General features: G+C 70.1%; 22 protein-coding genes. 10 read left to right on the top strand and 12 right to left on the bottom strand.

Annotated elements, in window-relative coordinates; translation table 11 throughout:
* Window positions 1-46 precede the first annotated feature (46 nt).
* Window positions 47-247, bottom strand: a complete 201-nt coding sequence (locus HQK15_RS10250; RefSeq protein WP_173491368.1) for a hypothetical protein — start codon at window positions 245-247, stop codon at window positions 47-49.
* A gap of 132 nt (window positions 248-379) precedes the next feature.
* Between HQK15_RS10250 and HQK15_RS10245 the strand changes: the two genes are divergently transcribed.
* Both HQK15_RS10245 and HQK15_RS10240 read left to right on the top strand, forming a co-directional pair.
* Complete coding sequence (locus HQK15_RS10245) at window positions 380-880, top strand: PH domain-containing protein (RefSeq protein ID WP_173491367.1); 501 nt, start codon at window positions 380-382, stop codon at window positions 878-880.
* Complete coding sequence (locus HQK15_RS10240) at window positions 864-2195, top strand: PH domain-containing protein (protein WP_173491366.1); 1332 nt, start codon at window positions 864-866, stop codon at window positions 2193-2195. The genes HQK15_RS10245 and HQK15_RS10240 overlap by 17 nt, the downstream gene beginning before the upstream one ends.
* Window positions 2196-2253: 58 nt before the next feature.
* On the opposite strand, the gene HQK15_RS10235 is transcribed toward HQK15_RS10240, so the two are convergent.
* The 4 genes from HQK15_RS10235 to HQK15_RS10220 all read right to left on the bottom strand — a co-directional run bounded on the left by HQK15_RS10235 (window position 2254) and on the right by HQK15_RS10220 (window position 7580).
* On the bottom strand, window positions 2254-4173 hold the full coding sequence (locus tag HQK15_RS10235; RefSeq protein ID WP_173491365.1) for an ELWxxDGT repeat protein: 1920 nt from the start codon (window positions 4171-4173) through the stop codon (window positions 2254-2256).
* A gap of 108 nt (window positions 4174-4281) precedes the next feature.
* Complete coding sequence (gene dusB, locus HQK15_RS10230) at window positions 4282-5424, bottom strand: tRNA dihydrouridine synthase DusB (protein ID WP_173491364.1); 1143 nt, start codon at window positions 5422-5424, stop codon at window positions 4282-4284.
* A gap of 145 nt (window positions 5425-5569) precedes the next feature.
* Window positions 5570-6169 carry a hypothetical protein gene (locus tag HQK15_RS10225; protein ID WP_173491363.1) on the bottom strand — a complete coding sequence of 200 codons (600 nt, stop codon included), beginning with the start codon at window positions 6167-6169 and terminating at the stop codon, window positions 5570-5572.
* A gap of 25 nt (window positions 6170-6194) precedes the next feature.
* On the bottom strand, window positions 6195-7580 hold the full coding sequence (locus tag HQK15_RS10220) for a glycine--tRNA ligase (protein ID WP_173491362.1): 1386 nt from the start codon (window positions 7578-7580) through the stop codon (window positions 6195-6197).
* A 170-nt stretch (window positions 7581-7750) separates the two neighbouring features.
* Between HQK15_RS10220 and HQK15_RS10215 the strand changes: the two genes are divergently transcribed.
* The 5 genes from HQK15_RS10215 to HQK15_RS10195 all read left to right on the top strand — a co-directional run bounded on the left by HQK15_RS10215 (window position 7751) and on the right by HQK15_RS10195 (window position 11298).
* Window positions 7751-8662, top strand: a complete 912-nt coding sequence (locus HQK15_RS10215; RefSeq protein ID WP_173491361.1) for a metal ABC transporter substrate-binding protein — start codon at window positions 7751-7753, stop codon at window positions 8660-8662.
* Window positions 8659-9426 carry a metal ABC transporter ATP-binding protein gene (locus HQK15_RS10210; RefSeq protein ID WP_173491360.1) on the top strand — a complete coding sequence of 256 codons (768 nt, stop codon included), beginning with the start codon at window positions 8659-8661 and terminating at the stop codon, window positions 9424-9426. The genes HQK15_RS10215 and HQK15_RS10210 overlap by 4 nt, the downstream gene beginning before the upstream one ends.
* Complete coding sequence (locus tag HQK15_RS10205; protein WP_173491772.1) at window positions 9426-10271, top strand: metal ABC transporter permease; 846 nt, start codon at window positions 9426-9428, stop codon at window positions 10269-10271. The genes HQK15_RS10210 and HQK15_RS10205 overlap by 1 nt, the downstream gene beginning before the upstream one ends.
* Window positions 10271-10660, top strand: coding sequence for a Fur family transcriptional regulator (locus tag HQK15_RS10200; RefSeq protein ID WP_173491359.1), 390 nt, complete (start codon window positions 10271-10273; stop codon window positions 10658-10660). Before HQK15_RS10205 ends, HQK15_RS10200 begins: the two co-directional genes overlap by 1 nt.
* Before the next feature lie 188 nt (window positions 10661-10848).
* On the top strand, window positions 10849-11298 hold the full coding sequence (locus HQK15_RS10195; RefSeq protein ID WP_173491358.1) for a GNAT family N-acetyltransferase: 450 nt from the start codon (window positions 10849-10851) through the stop codon (window positions 11296-11298).
* Here HQK15_RS10195 and HQK15_RS10190 read toward each other — a convergent pair.
* Together HQK15_RS10190 and cimA are read right to left on the bottom strand one after the other, a co-directional pair.
* Window positions 11295-12053, bottom strand: a complete 759-nt coding sequence (locus HQK15_RS10190) for a hypothetical protein (protein WP_173491357.1) — start codon at window positions 12051-12053, stop codon at window positions 11295-11297. The genes HQK15_RS10195 and HQK15_RS10190 overlap by 4 nt on opposite strands.
* A 44-nt stretch (window positions 12054-12097) precedes the next feature.
* A complete protein-coding gene (gene cimA, locus HQK15_RS10185; RefSeq protein ID WP_367649135.1) occupies window positions 12098-13684 on the bottom strand; it encodes a citramalate synthase in 1587 nt (528 codons plus the stop codon).
* 221 nt (window positions 13685-13905) lie between these two features.
* On the opposite strand from cimA, the gene HQK15_RS10180 reads away from it, so the two are divergent.
* Window positions 13906-14601: a hypothetical protein gene (locus HQK15_RS10180; protein WP_173491355.1), complete on the top strand. Its 696-nt coding sequence runs from the start codon at window positions 13906-13908 to the stop codon at window positions 14599-14601.
* 13 nt (window positions 14602-14614) lie between these two features.
* Here HQK15_RS10180 and aspA read toward each other — a convergent pair whose 3' ends face one another.
* From aspA to HQK15_RS10165, 3 genes are all read right to left on the bottom strand, one after another.
* On the bottom strand, window positions 14615-16021 hold the full coding sequence (gene aspA / locus HQK15_RS10175) for an aspartate ammonia-lyase (protein ID WP_173491354.1): 1407 nt from the start codon (window positions 16019-16021) through the stop codon (window positions 14615-14617).
* Window positions 16022-16145: 124 nt separating this feature from the next.
* Window positions 16146-17240 (bottom strand): branched-chain amino acid aminotransferase, encoded by a 1095-nt coding sequence (locus tag HQK15_RS10170; protein ID WP_173491353.1) that lies wholly within the window; start codon window positions 17238-17240, stop codon window positions 16146-16148.
* 43 nt (window positions 17241-17283) lie between these two features.
* Window positions 17284-18342, bottom strand: a complete 1059-nt coding sequence (locus HQK15_RS10165; RefSeq protein WP_173491352.1) for a 3-isopropylmalate dehydrogenase — start codon at window positions 18340-18342, stop codon at window positions 17284-17286.
* A 494-nt stretch (window positions 18343-18836) separates the two neighbouring features.
* Between HQK15_RS10165 and HQK15_RS10160 the strand changes: the two genes are divergently transcribed.
* Window positions 18837-19400, top strand: a complete 564-nt coding sequence (locus HQK15_RS10160) for an O-methyltransferase (protein WP_173491351.1) — start codon at window positions 18837-18839, stop codon at window positions 19398-19400.
* Between the two features lie 53 nt (window positions 19401-19453).
* Window positions 19454-21730, top strand: a complete 2277-nt coding sequence (locus HQK15_RS10155; RefSeq protein WP_173491350.1) for a putative bifunctional diguanylate cyclase/phosphodiesterase — start codon at window positions 19454-19456, stop codon at window positions 21728-21730.
* Between the two features lie 3 nt (window positions 21731-21733).
* Here the strand turns inward: HQK15_RS10155 and yczE are convergent, their stop codons facing one another.
* Both yczE and HQK15_RS10145 read right to left on the bottom strand, forming a co-directional pair.
* Window positions 21734-22348, bottom strand: a complete 615-nt coding sequence (gene yczE / locus HQK15_RS10150) for a membrane protein YczE (protein ID WP_173491349.1) — start codon at window positions 22346-22348, stop codon at window positions 21734-21736.
* Window positions 22345-22515, bottom strand: a complete 171-nt coding sequence (locus HQK15_RS10145) for a hypothetical protein (protein WP_173491348.1) — start codon at window positions 22513-22515, stop codon at window positions 22345-22347. Before HQK15_RS10145 ends, yczE begins: the two co-directional genes overlap by 4 nt.
* Between the last annotated feature and the right edge of the window lie 17 nt (window positions 22516-22532).

Below are 22532 nucleotides of genomic sequence, written 5' to 3'. Positions count from 1 at the left end.
TCCTACGGCGAACGGCGGGTTGGAGTCACCCTAGTGCGCTGCGACGTCAGCGAGCGAGAGGCTCGGCGAGGTCGCCGGCCGTCACCAGGTCGACCCGCTCGCGCAGGGTCGCGAGGAGTCCGTCGTTCTCGACCTTGAGGCGCAGGACCTCGTTCTCGAGATCGGCGATGCGGCGCCGCAGTGCGGCGGTCTCCCGCAGCTGGTCGGGAGTGGGTCCACCGAGGTATCCGACAAGTGCTTTGGCCATGACTGTGTCTCCGCGAGCTCGAAAGCCTATTGGGTGCTGGGGGGAAGGGCAGAAATCGACGATCTGCGTCTCTCAGTCTCCCACCGCCGACGGCACCGGGTCAACTGCGCCGCACGTGGCTAGTCTGGCCGGATGGACAATCTCTTCGCCCCCGTCGACGGCACGTGGCAAGGGGTCTCCCCTCGCCTCGCGACGGTCCGGCGGATCCTCATCGTCTCCCTCGCCGCAGGGGTCGCCCTGGTCGGGCTGGTCCTGGCCCTCGTGCCCGGTCTGGCGGCCTGGATCCAGGTGTCCGGCTGGGTGCTCGTGGCGGCCTCGGTCGCCGGCGGCGGCTGGGGCTGGCGGTGGGCACGCCGCAACCAGCGCAGCTGGGGCTACACCGAGAACGCCGACGACCTGCTGGTCACCCGCGGCGTCATGTTCAAGCGGCTCGTCGCGATCCCCTACGGCCGCATGCAGTTCGTCGACGTCCAGGCCGGCCCCCTCGAGCGCGCGTTCGGCATCGCGACCGTCACGCTCCACACGGCCAGCCCCGAGACCGCGGCCCAGGTCCCCGGCCTCGACGCCGCCGAGGCGACCCGTCTGCGCAACCGGCTGACCGAGCTCGGCGAGGCCCATGGCGCCGGGCTCTGAGTCGCCGGGCACCGACGACCCACCCGTCGAGGCGGTCGGTCTGCGCACCCACCCGCTCACGGCCGTCGTCCAGGGCGCGCTGTGGGCGGTCGCCGCGTCCGCCGGACTCATCGGGTCGATCCTCACCGGCGACGGCTGGGGCGACCTCGGCCCCCTCATCAGCCTCGCAGGTGCCCTGGTCGGCGGGCTGCTGCTCGGCATGCTCCTCGGCTACGTCAGCTGGCGCTTCACCCGCTACGTCATCGACGGCGCCGAGCTGCGCATCGGCTCGGGCGTCATCACCAAGTCCTCGCGCCGCATCCCGTACGAGCGCATCCAGTCGGTCGACATCGCCGAGCCGCTGGTCGCCCGACTCTTCGGCCTGGCCGAGCTGCGCATCGAGATGGCCGGCGGCAAGGACTCGCGGACGTCCCTGAGGTTCCTCCGGCTCTCCGACGCCCGCGACCTGCGCCGGGTGCTGCTGTCGCGGGCGCACGGCGAGGAGGTCGCCACCGGCGAGGACGAGCACCGCACGCTGATCACCCGGGTGCCGCCGGAGCGCGTCATGATCGGCACCGTGCTGTCGCTCGACTTCCTGCTCGCGGCGGTCGGGTCGGTCGTCCTGGTCGCGCTGGCGATCTGGTTCGGACAGGTCGTCGTCGCGCTCGGCGGCATCATCCCGCTCGGGTCGTGGCTTGCCCAGATCATCGCCCTGCGCGTGCTGCAGCAGTGGGACTTCACCCTCTCGCGGGGCGAGCGCGGCCTGCGCATCGAGCGCGGCCTGCTCTCGCGGACCTCGCAGACGATCCCGTTCAACCGGGTGCAGGGAATCGCGGTCAAGGAGCCCTTCGTCTGGCGGCGGCTCGGCTGGCAGCGCCTCGAGGTCGACATCGCCGGCTACGCGGCGCAGGGCGACGACCAGGGCGACAACTCCTCGTCGACGCTGCTGCCCATCGCCGATCCGGCGCTCGCCGCCGCGGTCATCGCCGAGCTCATCCCGCACGCGTCGACCCGCGACCTCGTCCTGACCCGCGCCCCCCGACGCTCGTGGCCGTTCGCCCCCGTCGGGTGGCGCTATCGCTGGATCGCCGCCGACGAGATCACCTTCGTCGCCCACGAGGGCTGGATCGAGCGCACCACGAGCATCGTCCCGCACAGCAAGACCCAGTCGGTCGAGCTCCGGCAGGGTCCCCTGCAGCGCCGGCGACGTGTGGCCACCGTCGAGGTGCACACGCCCAAGGGTCCGGTCGACGCCGACGGCCGGCACCTCGACGAGCGCGCTGCCCGCGACGCCCTCCTCGCCCAGCTCGCTCGCGCGAGGGCGTCCCGCGCCTGAGCCTCGACGCACGACGGTGGCCGTCCCCCGAGAGGGACGGCCACCGCTGCGCGAACGCCTACGAGACCTTGCTCGTCTTGGCCGACGTGCGGGTGAACGACTCGTACGCCGTCTTCGTCGCAGTCACCTTCACCGAGATGCGGTGACCCTTGTCGGCCGAGCGGACCTTGTAGCTCGACTTCTGTGCCGAGCTGCCGCTGATCGCCTTGCCGTCCCGCAGCCACTGGTACGACTTCGAGACGCCGCTGTCGTACGTGCGGGCCTTGATCTTCAGCGTGTTGCCGACCTTGGCGGTGCCCACGATCGACGGCGTGGGGCGGTGGACCTGGATGCCGGCCTTGATCGTCGAGGCGCTCGACACGCGGACCCCGGTGACCTTGCCGTTCTTGGCACCCGAGACGCGCACCGAGACCTTCTTGCCCACGTTGCTCGTGGTCAGCTTGTACGACGAGGCCGTGGCTCCGTCGATCGGGCTTCCGTCGCGCAGCCACTGGTAGCTCAGCGTCGCTCCGGCCTCCCAGGCGCCGGCGTCGGCCTTGAGGGTCTTGGCCACGCGACGCTCACCGTTGATGTCGGGCGTCGAGGACGTCACGACGTCCAGGGTGCTCGGGGCCACGCTCCACAGGCTGCTCGTCTCGTTGAAGAAGACGCGGAACACGACGACTCCTGCGACGGTGCCCACCGGGGTGGGCGTGCTCGACGCGCTGCCGGGCACGATGTCCTTGACCTCGGCGGTGCCGCCGATCGTGCCGTCGGTGACCCACAGCTCCTGGCCGGAGACGCCGTCGTTGGCGGAGAAGACGGCCCGGCCACCGTTGACGACGAACCGCTGCGGGCTGCCGCCGAGCGCGCCGGGACGGACGTCCTTCAGCAGCACGGTGCCGGCTGCAGTGCCGTCGCTGGTCCACAGCTCGGTGTTGTCGTCGGTCTCACCCGCGCGGAAGATGACCTTCGACCCGAGGGCCGTGATCTCGTTCGGCGTCGAGCTGCCTGCGCCGGGCAGGATGTCCTCGACCAGGCTGGTGCCGGCCGGGGTGCCGTCGGTGCGCCAGAGCTCGAAGCCGCCGGCCTCGCTGCGGGCCGAGAAGTAGGTGACGCCGCCGGCCTGGGTGAAGCCGCTCGCCTGGCTGCTGCCACCGCCGGCGAAGATGTCCTTGAGCTGGTAGGTGCTGGCCGCTGACCCGGTGGAGCGGAAGGGCTCCGAGCCGTTCGCCGTCACCGCGTCGAAGTAGAGCACGTTGCCGGCCGCGGTCAGCTCGTCCGGCGAGCTGCCCGACGCGCCGGGGTTGGTGTCCTCGACCATGATCGTGCCCTCGGGCGTGCCGTCGGTGCGCCACAGCTCACGGCCGTGGGTGCCGTCGTCGGCGGAGAAGAACGTCAGGCCGCCGATCGTCGTGAAGCCCCGCGGCGTCGAGCTGCCCGAGGGGTTGATGTCCTTGAGCTGCTGGGTTCCGTCGGCGGTGCCGTCGGAGATGTGCGGCTCGTCGCCGCCGGTGGCCTGGACGTTCGCGGAGAACACCACCTGGTTGCCCAGCGCGGCGATCGCGTCGATCTCGGCGCCGGCCGCGCCCGCCACGAGGTCCTCGACCTCGGTGGTGCCCGCGGCCGTGCCGTTCGACCTCCACAGCTCGCGGCCGTGGGCGGCCGTCGTCGCGACGAAGAACGCCGTGCTGCCGGCACGGGTCAGCAGGCGGGGAGCACTGCCGGCGTTGCCGGGGTTGATGTCCTTGACCGCCGCGACGGAGCCCAGGTTGCCGTTGGTCCGGTAGAGCTCGGTGCCGCCGCCGGGACCGCCGGCGAGCAGGACGTAGCCGTTCATGTCGACGGACTCGAGCGAGGCGATCGTCCCGACCTCGCCGAGGGTCGCGAGATAGGTGGGGCCGGGGGTGGCCGCCGATGCCGGCGTGACGCCCAGGATGGTCGACGCGACGGCCGCTGCGGCCGCCGTCCCGATGGTCTTGGCGATGAGGTTGCTCATGGTCGTGATCCTTTGCCGTGGGGCACGTCCATCACGTGCCATCTACGGTTCAGATCACCGGAGCCACCCGTTCTTGCACTTTTCCAGAGACTATTTCCGGCGACGCCGTCAGCCCCCGGAGGTGCCGTCCTCCGCGAGCGGGTCGAGCGGGGCGTCGACGAGCCGCGAGTCGAGCCAGCCGTCGGGCACCGAGACCCGCTTGGGCGTGCCCTGGCGACCGCGCGGGGTGCCGAGCTCGCCGACGGGATAGGCCTCCGTGGGGTCGAGACGGTCCAGCAGGTCGTCGAGCTGCGCGTACGACGACACCATGCCGAGGCTGCTACGGACGTCCTTGCCGGCGGCGAAGCCCTTGAGGTACCAGGCGATGTGCTTGCGGAACTCGATGCAGCCCCGCTCCTCGCCCATCACGCCGCCGAGCAGCTCGGCGTGCCGCCGCATCACGGCAGCGACCTCGCCGAGGGTCGGCAGCTCGACGACGGTCTCGCCCGCGAACGCCGCCGCGAGGTCACGGAACAGCCACGGACGTCCCAGGCAGCCGCGACCGACGACGACCCCGTCGCAGCCGGTCTCCTCGACCATGCGGATCGCGTCGGCGGCCTCCCAGATGTCGCCGTTGCCCAGCACGGGAATGCCGACGGACGCCTTGAGCTCGGCAATCGACGCCCAGTCGGCACGGCCCGAGTAGTGCTGCACCGCGGTGCGGCCGTGCAGGGCGATGGCGGCGCAGCCGGTGTCTTCAGCGATGCGCCCGGCGTCGAGATAGGTGAGGTGGTCGTCGTCGATGCCCTTGCGGGTCTTCATCGTCACCGGCACGCCGTACGGCGCGGCGGCCGCGACGGCCGAGGTCAGGATCTGGCCCAGCAGGAGGTCCTTCCACGGCAGGGCCGCTCCCCCGCCCTTGCGGGTCACCTTCGGCACGGGGCAGCCGAAGTTGAGGTCGACGTGGTCGACGCCGTGCTCGGCGCACAGGATCTCGACCGCGCGCCCGATCGTGTCGGGGTCGATGCCGTACAGCTGCACCGACCTGAACTGCTCGTTGGGCGCGAACGTCAGCATCGCCAGGCTGGTCTTGTCGCCCTCGACGATGCCGCGCGACGTGATCATCTCGCAGACATACAGGCCCGCACCCTGCTCGGCGCAGAGCTGGCGGAACGCCGCGTTGGTGACGCCTGCCATCGGAGCAAGCACGACCGGCGTCTCGACCTCGAGGTCACCGAGCCGCAGGGATCGGGGCAGCGCGGCGATGGACATGCCTCCATTGTCCCTGACGCCCCGGGAGGTCGATCCGCAACCTGTCGCGCGAGTGGCGCAAACCACTCCCCGAGTGGCGCAATTGTGGACGACGCGCCGTCTCACTTTCTCCAGATTGCGCCACTCGCGGGAGGGCAGGTCATGATCAGGGCTGCCAGGTGATGGCGTCCTTCGTCGACCCGGTCTGCAGGTCGACCGAGACGAGCGCCCGACCCCTCGGCACGAGGTAGACCAGGCACAGCTCGGCCGACGAGCCCGGGAGGAAGCTCTTGGGGAGCGTCGAGGTCGGGCAGGGCTTGAACGTGCCGACGATGTCGTTGGCCGGGATGTTGGTGTTGCTGTCGTCGTGGGCGTAGATCGGCAGGGCAGCTCCACCGAGCCCGGCGGGGCCCTCGTTCCTGACCTTGACCGTGACGTAGAACGGCGTCGCCTTCTTGGTCTCGGCGTCGAGCGAGAAGAACCGGAAGTCGTCCATCGAGCCCTTCTTGACCTGGGCCACGGTGACGGTGACGGCACTCGCTGCCCGGTCACCGACCTGGTAGATGACGCTCGCCGGCTGGTCCTCGGTGAGCTTCGTGCCGCCCGGGGTGAGCTTCACGCCCGCCGGCACGTCGAAGCCCTTCGGCACGGGGACGGCGTCCGACGTCTTCTTGGCATCCGATCCCGACGAGCAGCCGACCAGCACGAGAGCCGCCGCGACCGACGCGGCAGCGACCCGCGCGGCGCAGATTCTTGTTGACGTCACGCGCCGATTGTCTGCCACGACCGGTTCAGCAGCCCGGAAGGCGCGCCGCGAGCCAGGACGTGACCTGGTCGAGCGCGATGCGCTCCTGCTGCATCGAGTCGCGCTCACGGATCGTGACCGCGTCGTCCTCGAGCGTCTCGAAGTCGACCGTGATGCAGTACGGAGTGCCGATCTCGTCCTGACGGCGGTAGCGCTTGCCGATGGCCTGCGCGTCGTCGAAGTCGACGTTCCAGAAGCCGCGCAGCTCGGTCGCCAGGGCGCGGGCCTTGGGCGACAGGTCCTCGTTGCGCGACAGCGGCAGCACCGCGGCCTTGACCGGAGCGAGGCGGTGGTCGAGCTTGAGGACCGTGCGGGTGTCGGTGCCGCCCTGGTTGTTGGGCACCTGCTCCTCGGTGTAGGCGTCGATCAGGAACGCCATCATCGAGCGGTTGACGCCTGCGGCGGGCTCGATGACGTACGGGGTCCAGCGCTCGTTCTTGGCCTGGTCGAAGTACTGCAGGTCCTTGCCGGAGTGCTCCGCATGCGTCTTGAGGTCGAAGTCGGTGCGGTTGGCGATGCCCTCGAGCTCACCCCATGTCGAGCCCGCGAACTCGAACTTGTACTCGATGTCGACGGTGCGCTTGGAGTAGTGCGACAGCTTCTCGGCGGGGTGCTCGTAGAAGCGCAGGTTCTCCGGGGCGATGCCGAGGCCGGTGTACCAGTCCATCCGGATCTGCATCCAGGTCTCCTGCCACTCCTCGTCCGTGCCGGGCTCGACGAAGAACTCCATCTCCATCTGCTCGAACTCGCGCGTGCGGAAGATGAAGTTGCCGGGCGTGATCTCGTTGCGGAAGCTCTTGCCGATCTGGCCGATGCCGAACGGTGGCTTGCGGCGCGACGTGCCCATGACGTTCGCGAAGTTGATGAAGATGCCCTGGGCCGTCTCGGGACGCAGGTAGTGCAGCCCCTCCTCGGACTCGACCGGGCCGAGGAACGTCTTGAGCAGGCCGTTGAACATGCGGGGCTCGGTCCACTGGCCGCGGGTTCCGCAGGCCTCGCAGACGATGAGCGCCATGTCGACCGCGTCGGGATCGTCGAGGCCCTTCTTCTCCGCGTACGCCTCCTGCAGGTGGTCCTGGCGGTAGCGCTTGTGACAGTTCTGGCACTCGACCAGCGGGTCGACGAACGCGGCCAGGTGGCCCGACGCCTTCCAGACCGGCGTGGGCAGGATCACGGACGAGTCGAGGCCGACGACGTCGTCGCGACCTTGCACCATCGAGCGCCACCACTGGCGCTTGATGTTGTCCTTGAGCTCGACGCCGAGCGGACCGTAGTCCCAGGCGGAGCGGGTGCCTCCGTAGATCTCACCGCACTGGTAGACGAATCCCCTGCGCTTGCTGAGGCTGATGACGTGGTCGACGGTCGTTGCCATGGGGATGTTTCCAATCCGGCTGGGTGTCGGCGGGCCTGTGCGCGTCATCGTGATGACGCACGCCCGAGGGTCCGGCCCACTTTAGCCCGCTGCCAGGCCGCCGCTCCCGGGCGCCCGTCGAGCACTCCGCGGATTTGACAATGATTCTCAGCGTCATGAGAATCGTTCTCATGAAGAAGTCGATCGCCCTGCTCACGGCCCTGCCGCTCACCCTTGCTCTGACCGCCTGCGGCACCGATGGCTCGGGCTCCTCCAAGCCCCAGGTCGTGGCGTCGTTCTACCCGCTCCAGTACGTCGTCGAGCAGGTCGGCGGAGACTTCGTCGATGTCTCCAACCTCACCACGCCGGGCGCGGAGCCCCACGACCTCGAGCTCAAGCCCCAGCAGGTCGCCGCGGTGCAGGACGCCGACGTCGTCGTCTACGAGAAGGACTTCCAGGCAGCGGTCGACGAGGCGATCGACCAGGCCGACCGGCCGAAGGCGTCGACCGTCGACGTCACGAGCGAGCTGACCCTGCTCGACGACGCCGAGCACGCCGACGACGAGGGCCACGACCACGCCGACGTCGACCCCCACGTGTGGCTCGATCCGCAGAACATGGTGACGATCACCGCCGAGGTCGAGAAGGCGCTCGTCGCGGCCGATCCTGCCCACGAGGCCGACTACGCCGCCAACGCCAAGGCCCTCACCGACGAGCTGACCACCCTGGACAGCGACTTCGAGGCCGGCCTCGCGAGCTGCAAGGTCACCAGCATCGTCACGAGCCACGCTGCGTTCGCCTACCTCGCCGAGCGGTACGGCCTGACCCAGATCCCGATCGCCGGCATCGACCCCAGCAGCGAGCCGTCGGCCGGCCAGCTCGCCGACATCACCCAGCTCGTACGGTCCAAGGGGATCACGACGATCTTCACCGAGGAGCTCGTCAGCCCGGCGATCGCCAAGACGGTCGCCGACGAGACCGGCGTGACGACGGCTACGCTCGACCCCATCGAGGGGCTCAGTGACGAGACCAGCAACGACACCTACCTGACGCTGATGCGCAACAACCTCGCCGAGCTCCAGAAGGCCAACGACTGCTCATGACATCCCCGATCGCCGTGCGCGGCATCGACGTCGACCTCGCGGGTCGACCTGTCCTGCGACAGGTCGACCTCGACGTCGCTCCCGGCGAGTTCGTCGCCCTCCTGGGCGCCAACGGATCCGGCAAGTCGACCCTCGTCCGTGCGACGGTCGGCCTCGTGCCGACCGCCGCGGGGTCGATCCAGCTGTTCGGGACGCCCCTGGCTCGCTTCCGCGACTGGCGTCGCGTCGGCTACATGCCGCAGCGGTCGAGCGCCGTCGCCGGCGTGCCGGCCACGGTGCGCGAGGTCGTCACCAGCGGCCGGCTCGCCCGCCGTCCTGTCGTCGGCTTCCGCACCCGCGCCGACCGGGTCGCCGTCGACGAGGCGATCGAGCGCATCGGCCTGGCGCACCGCCATGACTCCCCCATGACCGAGCTGTCCGGTGGCCAGCAGCAGCGTGTGCTGATCGCCCGGGCCCTGGCGTCCCAGCCCGACCTCATCGTGATGGACGAGCCGACGGCCGGCGTCGACCACGAGAACACCGAGATCCTCGCCGCGGTGCTCGGCGGCCTCGCCAGCGAAGGCACCTCGGTGCTGCTCGTCGCGCACGAGCTCGGCCCGATGCGCCCGCTGATCGATCGCGCCGTCGTGATGCGCGCCGGTCGGGTCGAGCACGACGGTCCCGTCGCCGACCTGCGCACCGACGACCACGAGGCCCACGCGCACCTGCACAGCAGCCAGCCTCCGCAGCACGACTCCCTGTCGGGCGAAGGGCCGTGGCGCTGATGGACCTGCTCAACTACGAGTTCATGCAGCGCGCCCTGATCGCGGCGGTCTTCACCGGCCTGACGGCCCCGGCGATCGGCACCTTCCTCGTCCAGCGGCGGCTCGCCCTGCTGGGCGACGGCATCGGCCACGTCGCCCTCACCGGCGTCGCGCTCGGCCTGCTCACGGGCATCGCGCCCCTGATCACGGCCGTCCTGATCGCCAGCGCCGGCGCGATCGTCATCGAGCTGCTGCGGATGTACGGCCGCACGAGCGCCGACGTGGCCCTGGCGATGCTGTTCTACGGCGGCATCGCCGGCGGCGTCCTGCTGATCAACCTCGCCGACGAGAGCGCGTCGACCCTCAACCGCTACCTCTTCGGCGCCATCACGACCGTCTCCGTCGCCGACCTGTGGCTCGTGGCGATCCTCGGCGCGATCGTCCTGCTGCTCACGATCGGGCTCTCGCCCCAGCTGTTCGCGGTCTGCCAGGACGAGGAGCACGCGCGGGTCAGCGGTGTGCCCGTCCGCCTCTACGGCCTGCTCATCGCGGTGCTGGCCGCCGTCACCATCACCGTCGCGATGCGCACCGTCGGCCTGCTGCTGGTGTCGGCCCTCATGGTCGTCCCGGTCGCCACCGCACAACAGCTCACCCGCAGCTTCCGCGCGACGCATCTCGTCGCGATGGTGCTGGGCCTGCTGGCGGCCGTCCTGGGCGTCGTCGCGAGCTATGAGGTCGACACACCGCCGGGGCCCACGATCGTCATGCTGGCACTCCTCGCCTTCGGCGTCGCGGTGCTCGGCCGCGTGCTTCTCGCCGCAGTGCGACGCACACGCCGTGGGATAGATTTCGTGCAGGAGGACTGATGGTCGAAGCACCCCGCAACACCCGCCAGCGACGCGCCGTCGTCGCGATCCTCGAAGATCTCGACGGGTTCGCCAGCGCGCAGGAGATCCACGACATCCTCAAGAAGCGCGGTGAGTCGGTCGGCCTCTCGACGGTCTACCGCAGCCTGCAGGTGCTGGCCGAGGCCGCCGAGGTCGACGCCCTGCGCAACGACGACGGCGAGGTCCTCTACCGCCAGTGCAGCGCCGGGCACCACCATCACCTGGTGTGCCGCTCGTGCGGTCGCACGGTCGAGGTCGAGGGCCCGACCGTCGAGCGCTGGGCCGACAAGATCGCGGCCGAGAACGGCTTCCGCGACGTCGCCCACACCCTCGAGATCTTCGGCACCTGCGCCTCCTGCCCGTCCTGATCGAGACCCGACTCAGGCGTCGTCAGCACGGGCATCGGACCACTCGACCTCCCGGCTGGTGCGCGCGGTGTGCACCGCAGGATCATCGGGGTCGAAACAGCTGCGCTCCGGCAGCCACGTGGAGCTGGCGAACGCGGACAGACTCCCCACATCGGTTGCGCGCCGCTCCAACTAGCTAGGCTTCCGGGGTGACCGACTACCCGCTCGTGCGCAACGGGCCCGACCTGACCGCCGCGGACGTCTACGCCATCTGGAAGATCCGCGATGCCGTCTTCGCCGTCGAGCAGAAGTGCGACGAGGAGGACGTCGACGACCGCGACCTGCTGCCCGAGATGACCCACTTGTGGTTCGCCGACGACCGAGGTCCCACCAGCTACCTGCGCTCCTACGTCGAGGACGGCGTCCGTCACGTCGGCCGGGTGTGCACACGCGCCGACCAGCGCGGCAAGGGCTTGTCCGGCGCACTGGTGCAGGAGTGCACGCGTCTGTGGGGCCACGACGTCATCGTGCTCAACGCGCAGGCCTACCTCGAGCAGTGGTACGGCCGCTACGGCTACGTCCGCTCCGGCGAGAACTTCATGGAGGCCGGCATCGACCACGTGCCGATGACGCGCGCAGCCGGCCAGCAGCAGGCCTAGCGCGGGTCGGTGACCGCACTGATCGCCTCGGTGACGTCCCCCTTGACGACCGTGGCGTAGTCGTCCACCGCGTCGATCGCGGTCTGGAACTGCTCGCCGTACGTGAACGAGAAGCTGCGGTTGGACTCGATGCTGCTCGCGAGCATCGTCGCCTGGTCGATCACGTACTGCAGCGCGCCGCGCACCGTCGCGGCCAGCTCGTCCCGCCCCTTCGGCACCGGCACCTCCGCGAACTCGTCGCGCGCCCGCACGAAGGCCGGGATGAGCTCCCCACGCAGGGCCGTGCTGCTGCTCAGCAGGCCCGACCCGACGTAGTCCGTTGCCCGCAGGTCGAGCACCTTGCGCGCCGCGGCGATGAAGTCGAGCGCGCCGTCCGCGCGCCGCAGCGCCCGGCTGAGCCGCTGGTATGGCTCCAGGAACGTCTCCTGCGTCTGCTCGGCCTCGCGATAGGCCGACGACCTCTCCACCCCGTACGCCGGTGCGTCGCCCAGCTCGGGCGGGTCGGCGATCGCCGCCCGGAGCACCCGGCGCAGGTCACCGGGATCGGCCGTCCGCGACCCGCTGACCTCGCGCACGACCTCGGCGCGGAACGTCTCGACGTCCGACAGGAAGCTCGTGGCGACGTCGTCGGCCTCGGCGACCTGGTCGCTCTGCTGCTGGTTCTGGATCACGACCAGCACGCCGACGACGGCCGCGAGCGCGAGCGTGACGAACACCGGGAGGAAGATCGCCAGCCGCCGGCCCCGTCCGTTCACACCCCTACGGTCGCAGCGGCGACCGCCCTCCGCAACGCCATTGCTCAGTCGTTGATGCGCGGACGGACGCCGTGCAGCCGCAGCCCGTACGTGAGCGCGTCGACGAGCGCCTCCCACGACGCCTCGATGATGTTGGCTCCGACCCCGACCGTGACCCAGACGTCCTTGCCGTCCGACGTCTCGATCAGCACGCGGGTGATCGCGTCCGTGCCATGCCCCTGGTCGAGGATGCGCACGCGGAAGTCGGTCAGGTGGAACCGGGCGACGTCGGGGTAGACCTGCTCGATCGCCTGGCGCAAGGCGTGGTCGAGCGCGTTGACCGGGCCGTTGCCCTCGCCGATGACGGCGAGCCGCACTCCCCCGGCCCGCAGCTTCACGGTCGCCTCTGCCACGGCGTCGTCGCCCCGGGCCGACTCGGCCAGCACCCGCCACGACTCGACGTCGAAGAATGAGGGACGCCCGCCGTCCATCTCCTCGGCGAGCAGCAGCTCGAACGACGCGTCGGCTGCCTCGAAGGTGTAGCCGGCCTGCTCCATGCTCTTGACCCGGTCGGTGACGCGGGCCAGCCGCTCGGTGTCACCCGCGAGGTCGTAGCCGAGCTCCTTGCCCTTGAGCTCGATCGTGGCGCGCCCGGCCATCTCCGAGACCAGCAGGCGCATGTCGTTGCCGACCAGCGCGGGATCGATGTGCTGATAGAGATCGGCGTCGACACGGATCGCGCTCGCGTGCAGGCCCGCCTTGTGCGCGAACGCCGAGACGCCCGTGTAGGGCTGCCGGGCGTGGGGCGGGTAGTTGGTGATCTCCGAGATCGCGTGCGAGATCCGGGTCGCGTCGGCCAGGCGACCCTCCGGCAGCAGCGTCATCCCGAGCTTGAGCTCGAGGTTGGCCACGCACGTCACGAGATCGGCGTTGCCGGTGCGCTCGCCGTAGCCGTTGATGCAGCCCTGCAGGTGGGTCGCTCCGGCCTGCACGGCCGCCATCGAGTTGGCGACCGCACAGCCGGTGTCGTTGTGGGCGTGGATGCCGAGGCGGGCCCCGGTCGAGGCGACGTCCTGGACGATCTCGGTGACCCAGTGCGGCAGCATGCCACCGTTGGTGTCGCACAGCACCGCGACCTCGGCCCCCGCGGCGGCCGCGGTCCGGACGACCTCGAGCGCATAGTCGCGGTTGGCGCGGTAGCCGTCGAAGAAGTGCTCCATGTCGACGAAGACCCGCTGGCCCTCCTCACGCAGGTGGGTGACGGAGTCTCGGACCATCGCGAGGTTCTCCTCGAGCGTGGTCCGCAGGGCGAGCTCGACGTGCCGGTCGTGGCTCTTGGCGACGAGGGTCACGACGGACGCACCCGACTCGCGCAACGCGGCGATCTGGGCGTCGTCGGCGGCCGCGACCCCGGCCTTGCGGGTCGCCCCGAAGGCGGCGAGCGTCGCGTGGGCGAGGTCGAGCTCCTTGGCCGCGAGCTGGAAGAACTCGGTGTCCTTGGGGTTGGAGCCCGGCCAGCCGCCCTCGATGTAGCCGACGCCGAGGTCGTCGAGGTGACGCGCGATGTGCAGCTTGTCCTGGACCGAGAGGTTGAGGCCCTCCTGCTGGGCGCCGTCGCGCATCGTCGTGTCGTAGACGTGGAAGTCGCTCACGTGCTGCCGCCCTGCGTTCACTGCGTCTGCGTTCACTGCTTCGTCCTTCGTTCCGGTCGGCACGTCGTCATCTCGATGCCGTGGCATGAGCACCGTGGCACAAAAAAAACCTCCCACGGATCGGGGAGGCAGCGCGTCGGGGGCGTGTTTCTCAGTGCCCGGCGCGCCTGTCGATAATGCTCACGATGCTCTGCATGCCGCCAGTCTAGACTGGTCGATCTATGACCGCCAGACCCGTTCCCCTCACGGCGGAGCCGAGCATCATGTACGCCGTCATGACCGCGTCCCCGCTCGAGACCGAGGACCTCATCCCTCCGCCCTCCCCCGAGCTGTTGCGCCGCTACGGCACGACGGAGGTCGCCCTGCGCCGGCTGCGCTCGCGACACCACCAGCTGCTCCTGATGCGGACGGCCGACCTCGAGCAGGCGGCCTTCACCCAGCGCGACGTCCGCGTCGAGGCCCTGCGGCTGGCCGAGGAGCACGACGGCGTCGTCATCGATCTCGGCATCCCCCGTGCGGTCGAGGACCGGTCCGACGCGGTCTCCCTCGCCCACGCGACGCAGTGGTACGTCGTCGACTACTCACACCTCGAGGCCGACGAGCTGCGCACCGTGGGTCTCACGGCGTTCGGCCTGCCCGAGATCGTCGTCGACGGCATCGACCGCGAGCAGCACGCGATGTTCAGTGCCGTGCTGACCGGGCTCGTGCACCGGCTGATCGCCGAGTGGCCCGCCAACGACCCGGTCGGCGAGGCCACCGTGACGCTGCGCGACATCGCCTACGGGCTCGGCGACCCGTCGGCGCCGGAGACACCCAAGGACCGCGCGGTCGGCGTGCAGATCGACTACGTCGCCGACCAGGACCTGCTCGTCGTCCGCCTGCTGGCCGATCCCGCCCAGGCCCTCTTCGCGCCCTGACCCCTGACCCCGCTCAGTGGCGGGGGGCGAGGTTGGCCAAGGTCTCCGGTCGCAGGATGGCCTCTAGCTTCTCGGGCGGGAGCAGCCGGCGCTCAAGCACGAGCTCGGCGACGCCCCGTCCGGACGCCAGCGCCTCCTTGGCGACCTCGGTCGCCGCGGCATAGCCGATGTACGGGTTGAGCGCGGTGACCAGGCCGATCGAGTTCTCGACCTCGCTGCGCAGCAGCTCGACGTTGGCGGTGATGCCGTCGACGCACCGGGTCGCGAGCACCAGCACCGCCTCGCGCAGCCGCGAGATGCCGGCCGACAGCGAGTAGCAGATGACCGGCTCGAAGGCGTTGAGCTGCAGCTGCCCGGCCTCGGCTGCCATCGTGACGGTCATGTCGTGGCCGATCATCTGGAACGCGACCTGGTTGACGACCTCGGGGATGACGGGGTTGACCTTGCCGGGCATGATGCTCGACCCGGCCTGCACGGCCGGCAGGTTGATCTCGTTGAACCCGGCGCGCGGCCCGGACGACAGCAGCCGCAGGTCGTTACAGATCTTGGAGAGCTTGACCGCGACCCGCTTCAGCGTGCCCGACACCTGCACGAACGCGCCGCAGTCCTGGGTCGCCTCGATCAGGTCGACCGCCGTCTCCAGCGGCAGCCCGGTCAGCTCGGCGAGGTGGCCGCACGCCGACTGGACGTAGCCGGACGGGGCGTTGAGCATCGTGCCGATCGCGGTCGCACCGAGGTTGATCTCGTGCAGCAGCATGATCGCCTCGTGGAGCCGGGCGCGGTCCTCCCCGATCATCAGCGAGTAGGTGCGGAACTCCTGGCCGAGCGTCATCGGCACGGCGTCCTGCAGCTGCGTGCGTCCCATCTTGAGGACGTCGTGGAACTCGTCGGCCTTGGCCGCGAACGAGTCCTGGAGCACCTGCATCGCGTCGAGCAGGTCGTGCGCGGCCAGGATGATCGCGATCTTGACCGCCGTCGGGTAGACGTCGTTGGTCGACTGGCTCAGGTTGACGTGCTCGTTGGGGTGGATGACCGCGTAGTCGCCCTTCTTGTGCCCCATGATCTCCAGCGCACGGTTGGCGATGACCTCGTTGGCGTTCATGTTGGTCGAGGTGCCGGCACCGCCCTGGATGACGTCGACGACGAACTCGTCGACCAGCGCCCCAGCCCGGATCTCCTCGCACGCGTCGCGGATCGCGGCGTGGCGGGTGTCGTCGAGGAGCCCCAGGTCGTGGTTGGCCGCGGCCGCGGCCTGCTTGACGCTCGCGAGCGCCTCCACCAGATAGGGGCTCGTCCCGATCGGGATGCCGGTGATGGGGAAGTTCTCGAGGGCGCGGAGCGTGTGCACTCCCCAGTAAGCCTCGAGCGGGACCTCACGGTCTCCGATCAGGTCGTGCTCGGAACGCGTGGCTTCAGACATGGTGATTCCTCCAGTGCGTGAGGCACGTCGTTGGGCCTCACCTGCCCGACGATAGAGCAACCGGGGACTGGATTCGGGGAGGGGATGACTGTACCGGCCAGTACAGTGCGCGACTCCCGCGGAATCAGGCGATTCGCGTCATCCAGTCGTGGCGGTCGTCGGCGCGGCCGTACTGGATGTCGACCAGGGCCGAGCGGATGTCGGTCGTGACCTTGCCGGGCTCGCCGTCACCGGAGACGACCTCGCCGCCGTCCCACTTCAACGACCTGACCGGCGTGACGACCGCAGCCGTGCCACACGCGAACACCTCGGTGATCGTGCCGTCCGCCGCACCGGTGCGCCACTCGTCGATCGAGACACGACGCTCGACGACCTCATGGCCCAGGTCGCGGCCGATCTGCATGATCGAGTCACGCGTGATGCCCTCCAGGATCGACCCCGACAACGCCGGCGTCACGATCGACCCGTCGGACTGCACGAAGTACAGATTCATCCCACCGAGCTCCTCGATCCACTTCTGCTCCGTGGAATCCAAGAACGCGACCTGCGCGCAACCGTGCTCGGCGGCCTCCTGCTGCGGCAGCAACGACGCCGCGTAGTTGCCACCACACTTGGCAGCACCCGTGCCACCGGCACCGGCACGCGAGTACTCGCTCGACAACCAGATCGAGACCGCCTGCACACCACCGGCGAAGTAGGCGCCGGCCGGCGAGGCGATGACCGAATAAGTCACGTGCTGGCTCGGGCGGACGCCGAGGAACACCTCGGAGGCGAACATGAACGGCCGCAGGTAGAGGCTCTTCTCGCCGCCGGCGGGCACCCACGCCCGGTCGGCCTCGACCAACGAGGTGATCGAGCCCAGGAACCACTCCGTCGGCAGCTCCGGCAACGCCAGACGGTGCGCGGACCGCTGCATCCGCGCCGCATTGGCCTCAGGACGGAACAACCAGATCGAGCCGTCGGCGTGGACGTACGCCTTCAGGCCCTCGAAGATCTCCTGCGCGTAGTGCAGCACAGCCGTCGCCGGATCGATCTGCAGCGGACCGTAGGGCACGACCCGACCATCGGCCCAGCCGGTGTCAGGGGTCCACTCGGCCAGGAACATGTGGTCGGTGAAGTGATGGCCGAAACCGGGGTTCGCGAGGATCGCGTCCCGCTGCTCGGGCGTCTTCGCCCCATCGTTCTGCGTGAACGTGGCGGCGAACGGGGTGGAGGTCATGATGGTCACGGTATAGCTTTCAGGGTGAGAAGGTAAAAGGTCGTTAACCGACCGATACCGCCCCGGCCACGCGTGACGTGATGGCCTCTCCCACCTCCTCGGTCGAACGAGGTGTCGACGGACGCTCGGCGATGTCGGCCTCGACGGCCGCCGTGATCTGCGCAGCCGCCTCAGGGAAGCCCAGGTGCTCCAGCAGCATGCCGCCAGAGAGGATCGCCGCGGTGGGATCGGCCTTGGACTGGCCCGCGATGTCGGGCGCAGACCCGTGGACCGGCTCGAACATGCTCGGCGTCGTGCGGTCCGGGTTGACGTTGCCGCTCGCCGCCAGGCCGATGCCGCCGGTGATGGCCGCCGCGAGGTCGGTGAGGATGTCGCCGAAGAGGTTGTCGGTCACGATGACGTCGAAGCGCGCCGGGTCGGTGACCAGGAAGATCGTCGCCGCGTCGACGTGCAGGTAGTCGACCGCGACGTCGGGAAACTCGGGGGCGACCGCGTCGACCGTGCGGCTCCAGAGGTGCCCGGCGTGCACCAGGACGTTGTTCTTGTGCACGAGGGTCAGCTTCTTGCGGGGGCGGGCCTGGGCGCGGGCGAACGCGTCACGGACGACCCGCTCGACACCGTAGGCCGTGTTGATGCTGACCTCGGTCGCGAGCTCGTGCGGCGTGCCGACGCGGATGGCACCGCCGTTGCCGACGTACGGCCCCTCCGTGCCCTCGCGGACCACGACGAAGTCAATGTCGCCGGGGTTGCCCAGCGGCGTCGGGACGCCCGGGAAGAGCTTGGACGGGCGCAGGTTGACGTAGTGGTCGAGCGCGAAGCGGAGCTTGAGCAGCAGACCGCGCTCGAGGACGCCTGACGGCACGCTCGGGTCGCCGATCGCGCCCAGCAGGATCGCGTCGTGACCGCGGATCTCCTCCAGCACGGAGTCGGGCAGGGTCTCACCCGTCGCGTGGTAGCGGCGCGCGCCGAGGTCGTAGTCGGTCGTGCTGAACGAGAGGCCGTGCGACGGGGCGACGACGTCGAGGACCTTGAGGGCCTGGGAGGTCACCTCGGGTCCGATGCCGTCACCGGCCACGACCGCGAGCGAGAAGGAGCGAGTCATGAGCTCCATCCTATGCAGCGTGATCTCAGGATGTGAAACCGGCGTATCGACATGTGGTCAGTTGTCGTCGGGACGGTCGGACAGCTCGACCTCGAGCTGGGGCGCCTCGTCGCGCAGGTGTGCCGGTCCCCACTCCATCAGGTGCGGTTCCATGATCTTCTCCTTCGGTTCGGACGAACGGGATCGGTGCGGGATCGGCGTTGTCCGCCGTCCAGCACGCCACGAGGTCCGGGATCACCGGGGAGTGAACAGGTGCATGGGATCAGGTCGTGATCTCCAACCCTGCTGCGGAACGGCGGGCCAACGCCGAAACACCGCGGCAGGGTGTGGCCCTAAGAGGCCCTGCCGCGGCAAGCGATGAGTACGAGCTGCTTCCGCATGATGCGACCAGCGTACGCCGCCCGGACGGGCTGTGGGCGGCAATTCGTCATCGTGTCTCAGCCGACGAGACGTCGAGGCGGTTGACGCCGCGTGGTTCGTGAAAGACTGGCCGCGTGAGCGCACCTGCGGAAGTCCCCGACCTCGTCGCGAGCACCCTCGACCTCTCCCGCCAGCGTGGATTCATCACGTCGATCCGCAACGAGACCGGCCGACTCCTCGCCGCCCTGGCAGCGTCCCGCAGCGGCACGCTCGCCGAGCTCGGCACCGGTTGCGGAGTCGGCTCGGCCTGGTTGTCGAGCGGCGCGCCCAAGGACGCCCGGGTCGTCAGCGCCGAGCTCGACCCCGCTCTCGCCGGCGACGTGCAGAAGATCTTCGCCGACACGGCCAACGTCGACGTCATCGCCGGCGACTGGTCGACGCTCGAGCAGTACGCCCCCTTCTCGCTGCTGTTCGTCGACGTGCGCGAGGTCATGGAGAGCATCGACGTGCTCGCCGACCTCATGGAGCCCGGCGGCATGGTCATCCTCGACGACTTCGTCCCGTCGGCGTTCTGGCCGCCCATCGTCGAGGGCCGTGTCGACACGGTCCGCGAGCAGTGGCTCACCGACGAGCGGTTCGCCGCCGTCGAGATGCTGATCGACGTCGACGCGTCGCTGCTCATCGCGACGCGCCGGTAGCCCCTTCGCCCCGGATCGAGACAGCACCCCCTGTCGGGGGACATGATGGGGCGATGAGCAGCAAGGTCGTGGTCGGTGCGTTCGCCGCGATCGGGCTCGCCGTGATGGGCCTGTTCCGCCTGGTCGCACCCGGCCAGGGCGCCGACTCCCTCTACCTGGCTGTCGGAGCGATGGGCGCCGCAGCGATCCTCGCCGGCATCGCGATCAACCGCCCCGCTCACCGCACGCCGTGGTACCTCATGGCCGCGGGCCAGACCTGCTGGCTGGCCGGCGACGCGCTCTACGACCCCGCCGCCACCTCGCCCGCCCGGGCCGACATCGCCTACCTGGTGGCCTATCCCCTGCTGGCAGCCGGCATCGCGTCGCTCGTGCGCCACCGACGGGCCGCCACCGATCCCGGCACCCTCATCGACAGCGCCATCGTGACGCTCGGTGCAGGTCTGATCTCGTGGGTCTTCGTCGCCGACCCGATCCTCGACGACACGAGCCGAACGGTCGCGTCCCGCGCAGTCGCCGTGGCCTACCCGGCCGGCGACATCCTGCTGCTGGGGCTGCTGGTCGCGCTGATCACGGCCTCGCGCGCCCGGTCGGTCGCGGCCTACCTGATCACCGCGGCCACCGTGGCGCTGGTCGTCGCCGACACGATCTATGCCTCCGTCACGACGGAGTACGGCACCAACCTCGACCTGCTCTGGCTGCTCGCCTACCTCCTGTGGGGACTCGCGGCCCTCCACCCGTCGATGGCGCGCCTGACCGAGGCCCCGCACCACCGCGAGCCCTCGATCACGTCACGCCGCCTGCTGTCCCTGTGCGCTGCCGCCCTGGTCGCGCCCACGCTCGTCCTGCTGCAGCTGACGCACAACACCCACGTCGACACCTGGGTCGTCGTCACCGGCGCCAGCCTGTTGTCGCTGCTGGTCATCGTCCGCCTGGCCCGCAACCTCGAGGAGCTCCGTGCCACGCGCATGCACCGCGACGAGCTGCAGGCCCAGCTGTTCCGCGAGGCGTCCCGCGACCCCCCGACCGGTGTCGCCAACAGCCCCGCCATGCACCAGCTCATCGGTGCGGCGCTGCGGCGCGGTCAGCGCGAGGGGACATCGGTGACGGTGCTGCTCCTCGATCTCGACCACGTCGAGACGATCAACCAGCGCTATGGCCACCTGGTCGGCGACCAGGTCATCCGCATCGTGGCCGACCGGCTCCGCGCGGCTGCCCCCGATGCCGAGCACGTGGGTCGGCTGGCGGGCGACCTGTTCGTTGTCTGCACCGACTCGTCCCGGCCGGAGCACGAGTCTGCCAGCCTCGCGACCCACCTCATGCAGGCAATCGACCTGCCCATCGCCCTGGGTGGCACCACCGCGACCCTCGCTGCATCCATCGGCGCGGCCGTCAGCATGGACGGCGGCACCGACGCCGACGAGCTGCTCCAGCAGGCCCAGGTCGCGCTGCGCCGCGCCAAGGCCGCCGGCACGGGGACGTTCGAGATCTTCGGCGACGCCCTGCGCCAGGAGCTCATCGATCGCCGGGACGTCGAGATCGCCCTGACCGAGGCTCTCGACGCCGGGATGCTCGAGGTGCACTACCAGCCGATCGTCGCCGTGCAGAGCGACATCGTCGACGGCTACGAGGCGCGGCTGCACTGGAACCGTCCCGGCCACGGCTGGCAGGACTCCACCGAGTTCCTCGCGATCGCGGCGATGTCCGACCTCATCTGTCGGATCGACCTCTGGGCCGTGGCGACCGCGGCCGCCCACCTGGCCGAGTGGACCCGCCGCGACCCCACGGAGTTCGGCGACCTGACCGTCTCGGTGACCATCTCGGGGCGGACGCTGGGCAAGGTCGACCTGCCCGACCTGGTCGCTGACATCCTCGAGCAGTCGGGTGTCGCTCCCCATCGCCTGACGATCGGAGTGACCGAGATGGCGCTCGTCGACGTCCCCGAGGCCACCATCCAGATGACGGCCCTGCGCGACCGGGGCATCTTCGTCAGCGTCAACGAGTTCGGCACCGGCCACACGTCGATCGGGCAGCTGCGCCACCTCCCCGCCGACGTGATCAAGATCGACAGCAGCCTCGTCAGCTCCGACGACCCCGGGTCGTACGACCTGCTGGCGCTGCTGGTCAACGCCGCCCACGGCTGTGGCCTGCTGGCCGTAGCCGACGGGGTGCCCGATGCCGACCGACTGGCCGAGCTGCGCGAGCTGCACTACGACTCGGCGCTCGGCCTGCACTCGTCGACCAGCGACCCGGCCGAGTCCGGCGTGACGGTGCTGCGCAGCGCGGCGCGGGGCCCGCACCTGCGTGTCGTCCCCGACCTGCCCGAGGAGTGACGGTCAGGCCCGGGTGTCGGCCTCGAGCGGACGGCGTACCTCCACCTGGGTGTGCGGCAGGAAGGCCTGCACGATCGGGCCGATCGCGACGGCGTAGAGCACCGTGCCCACCCCGACGGTGCCGCCCAGCGCGAAGCCGACCGCCAGCACCGTGACCTCGATGACGGTCCGCCACAGCCGCACGCTGCGCCCGGTCCGGCGCACGAGCCCGAGCCACAGGCCGTCGCGCGGCCCCGGGCCGAGTGCCGCTCCGATGTAGAGCGCACCCGCGAAGCCGTTGCCGACGATGCCGCCGACCAGCAGCAGCGACCGCAGCCACAGGTCGTCCGGCTGGGCGATCACCGCGATGCCGGCATCGGCCGCCACCCCGATCACGATGACGTTGAGGACCGTGCCGATCCCGGGCATCTGGCGCAGCGGGATCCACAGCAGGAGCACCACCGCACCGGTCACGATCACGACCTGCCCGAAGGTCAGGCCGACGTGCTGCGTCACGCCCTCGTGGAAGACGTCCCACGGATCGAGGCCGAGCGTCGACTCCACCATCATCGCCATCGTGAAGCCGTAGAGCAGGAGCCCGACGTTGAGGCGCACGAGCCGCGCGGGGAGGCCGCTCATCGGCCAGGCCCCCGGCCCAGCTCCTGGGCCACCCGGCCGCCGAGCTCCTCACGGTGGCTGCGGGGCGCCGGGTTGGTGCCGTAGCCGTCGCGCGCGACCAGGCGAGCCAGGTGCACCGACGCGGCCGGCACGGACAGGAGCCCGACGAGGGCGAGGATCTGGTTCATGGACCCAGCCTGCCGCG

Source organism: Aeromicrobium stalagmiti (assembly GCF_013283745.1).
Classification (GTDB): domain Bacteria; phylum Actinomycetota; class Actinomycetes; order Propionibacteriales; family Nocardioidaceae; genus Aeromicrobium; species Aeromicrobium stalagmiti.
The sequence above is the reverse complement of the archived record's forward strand: the minus strand, read 5'-3'. Positions and strand labels throughout refer to the sequence as shown.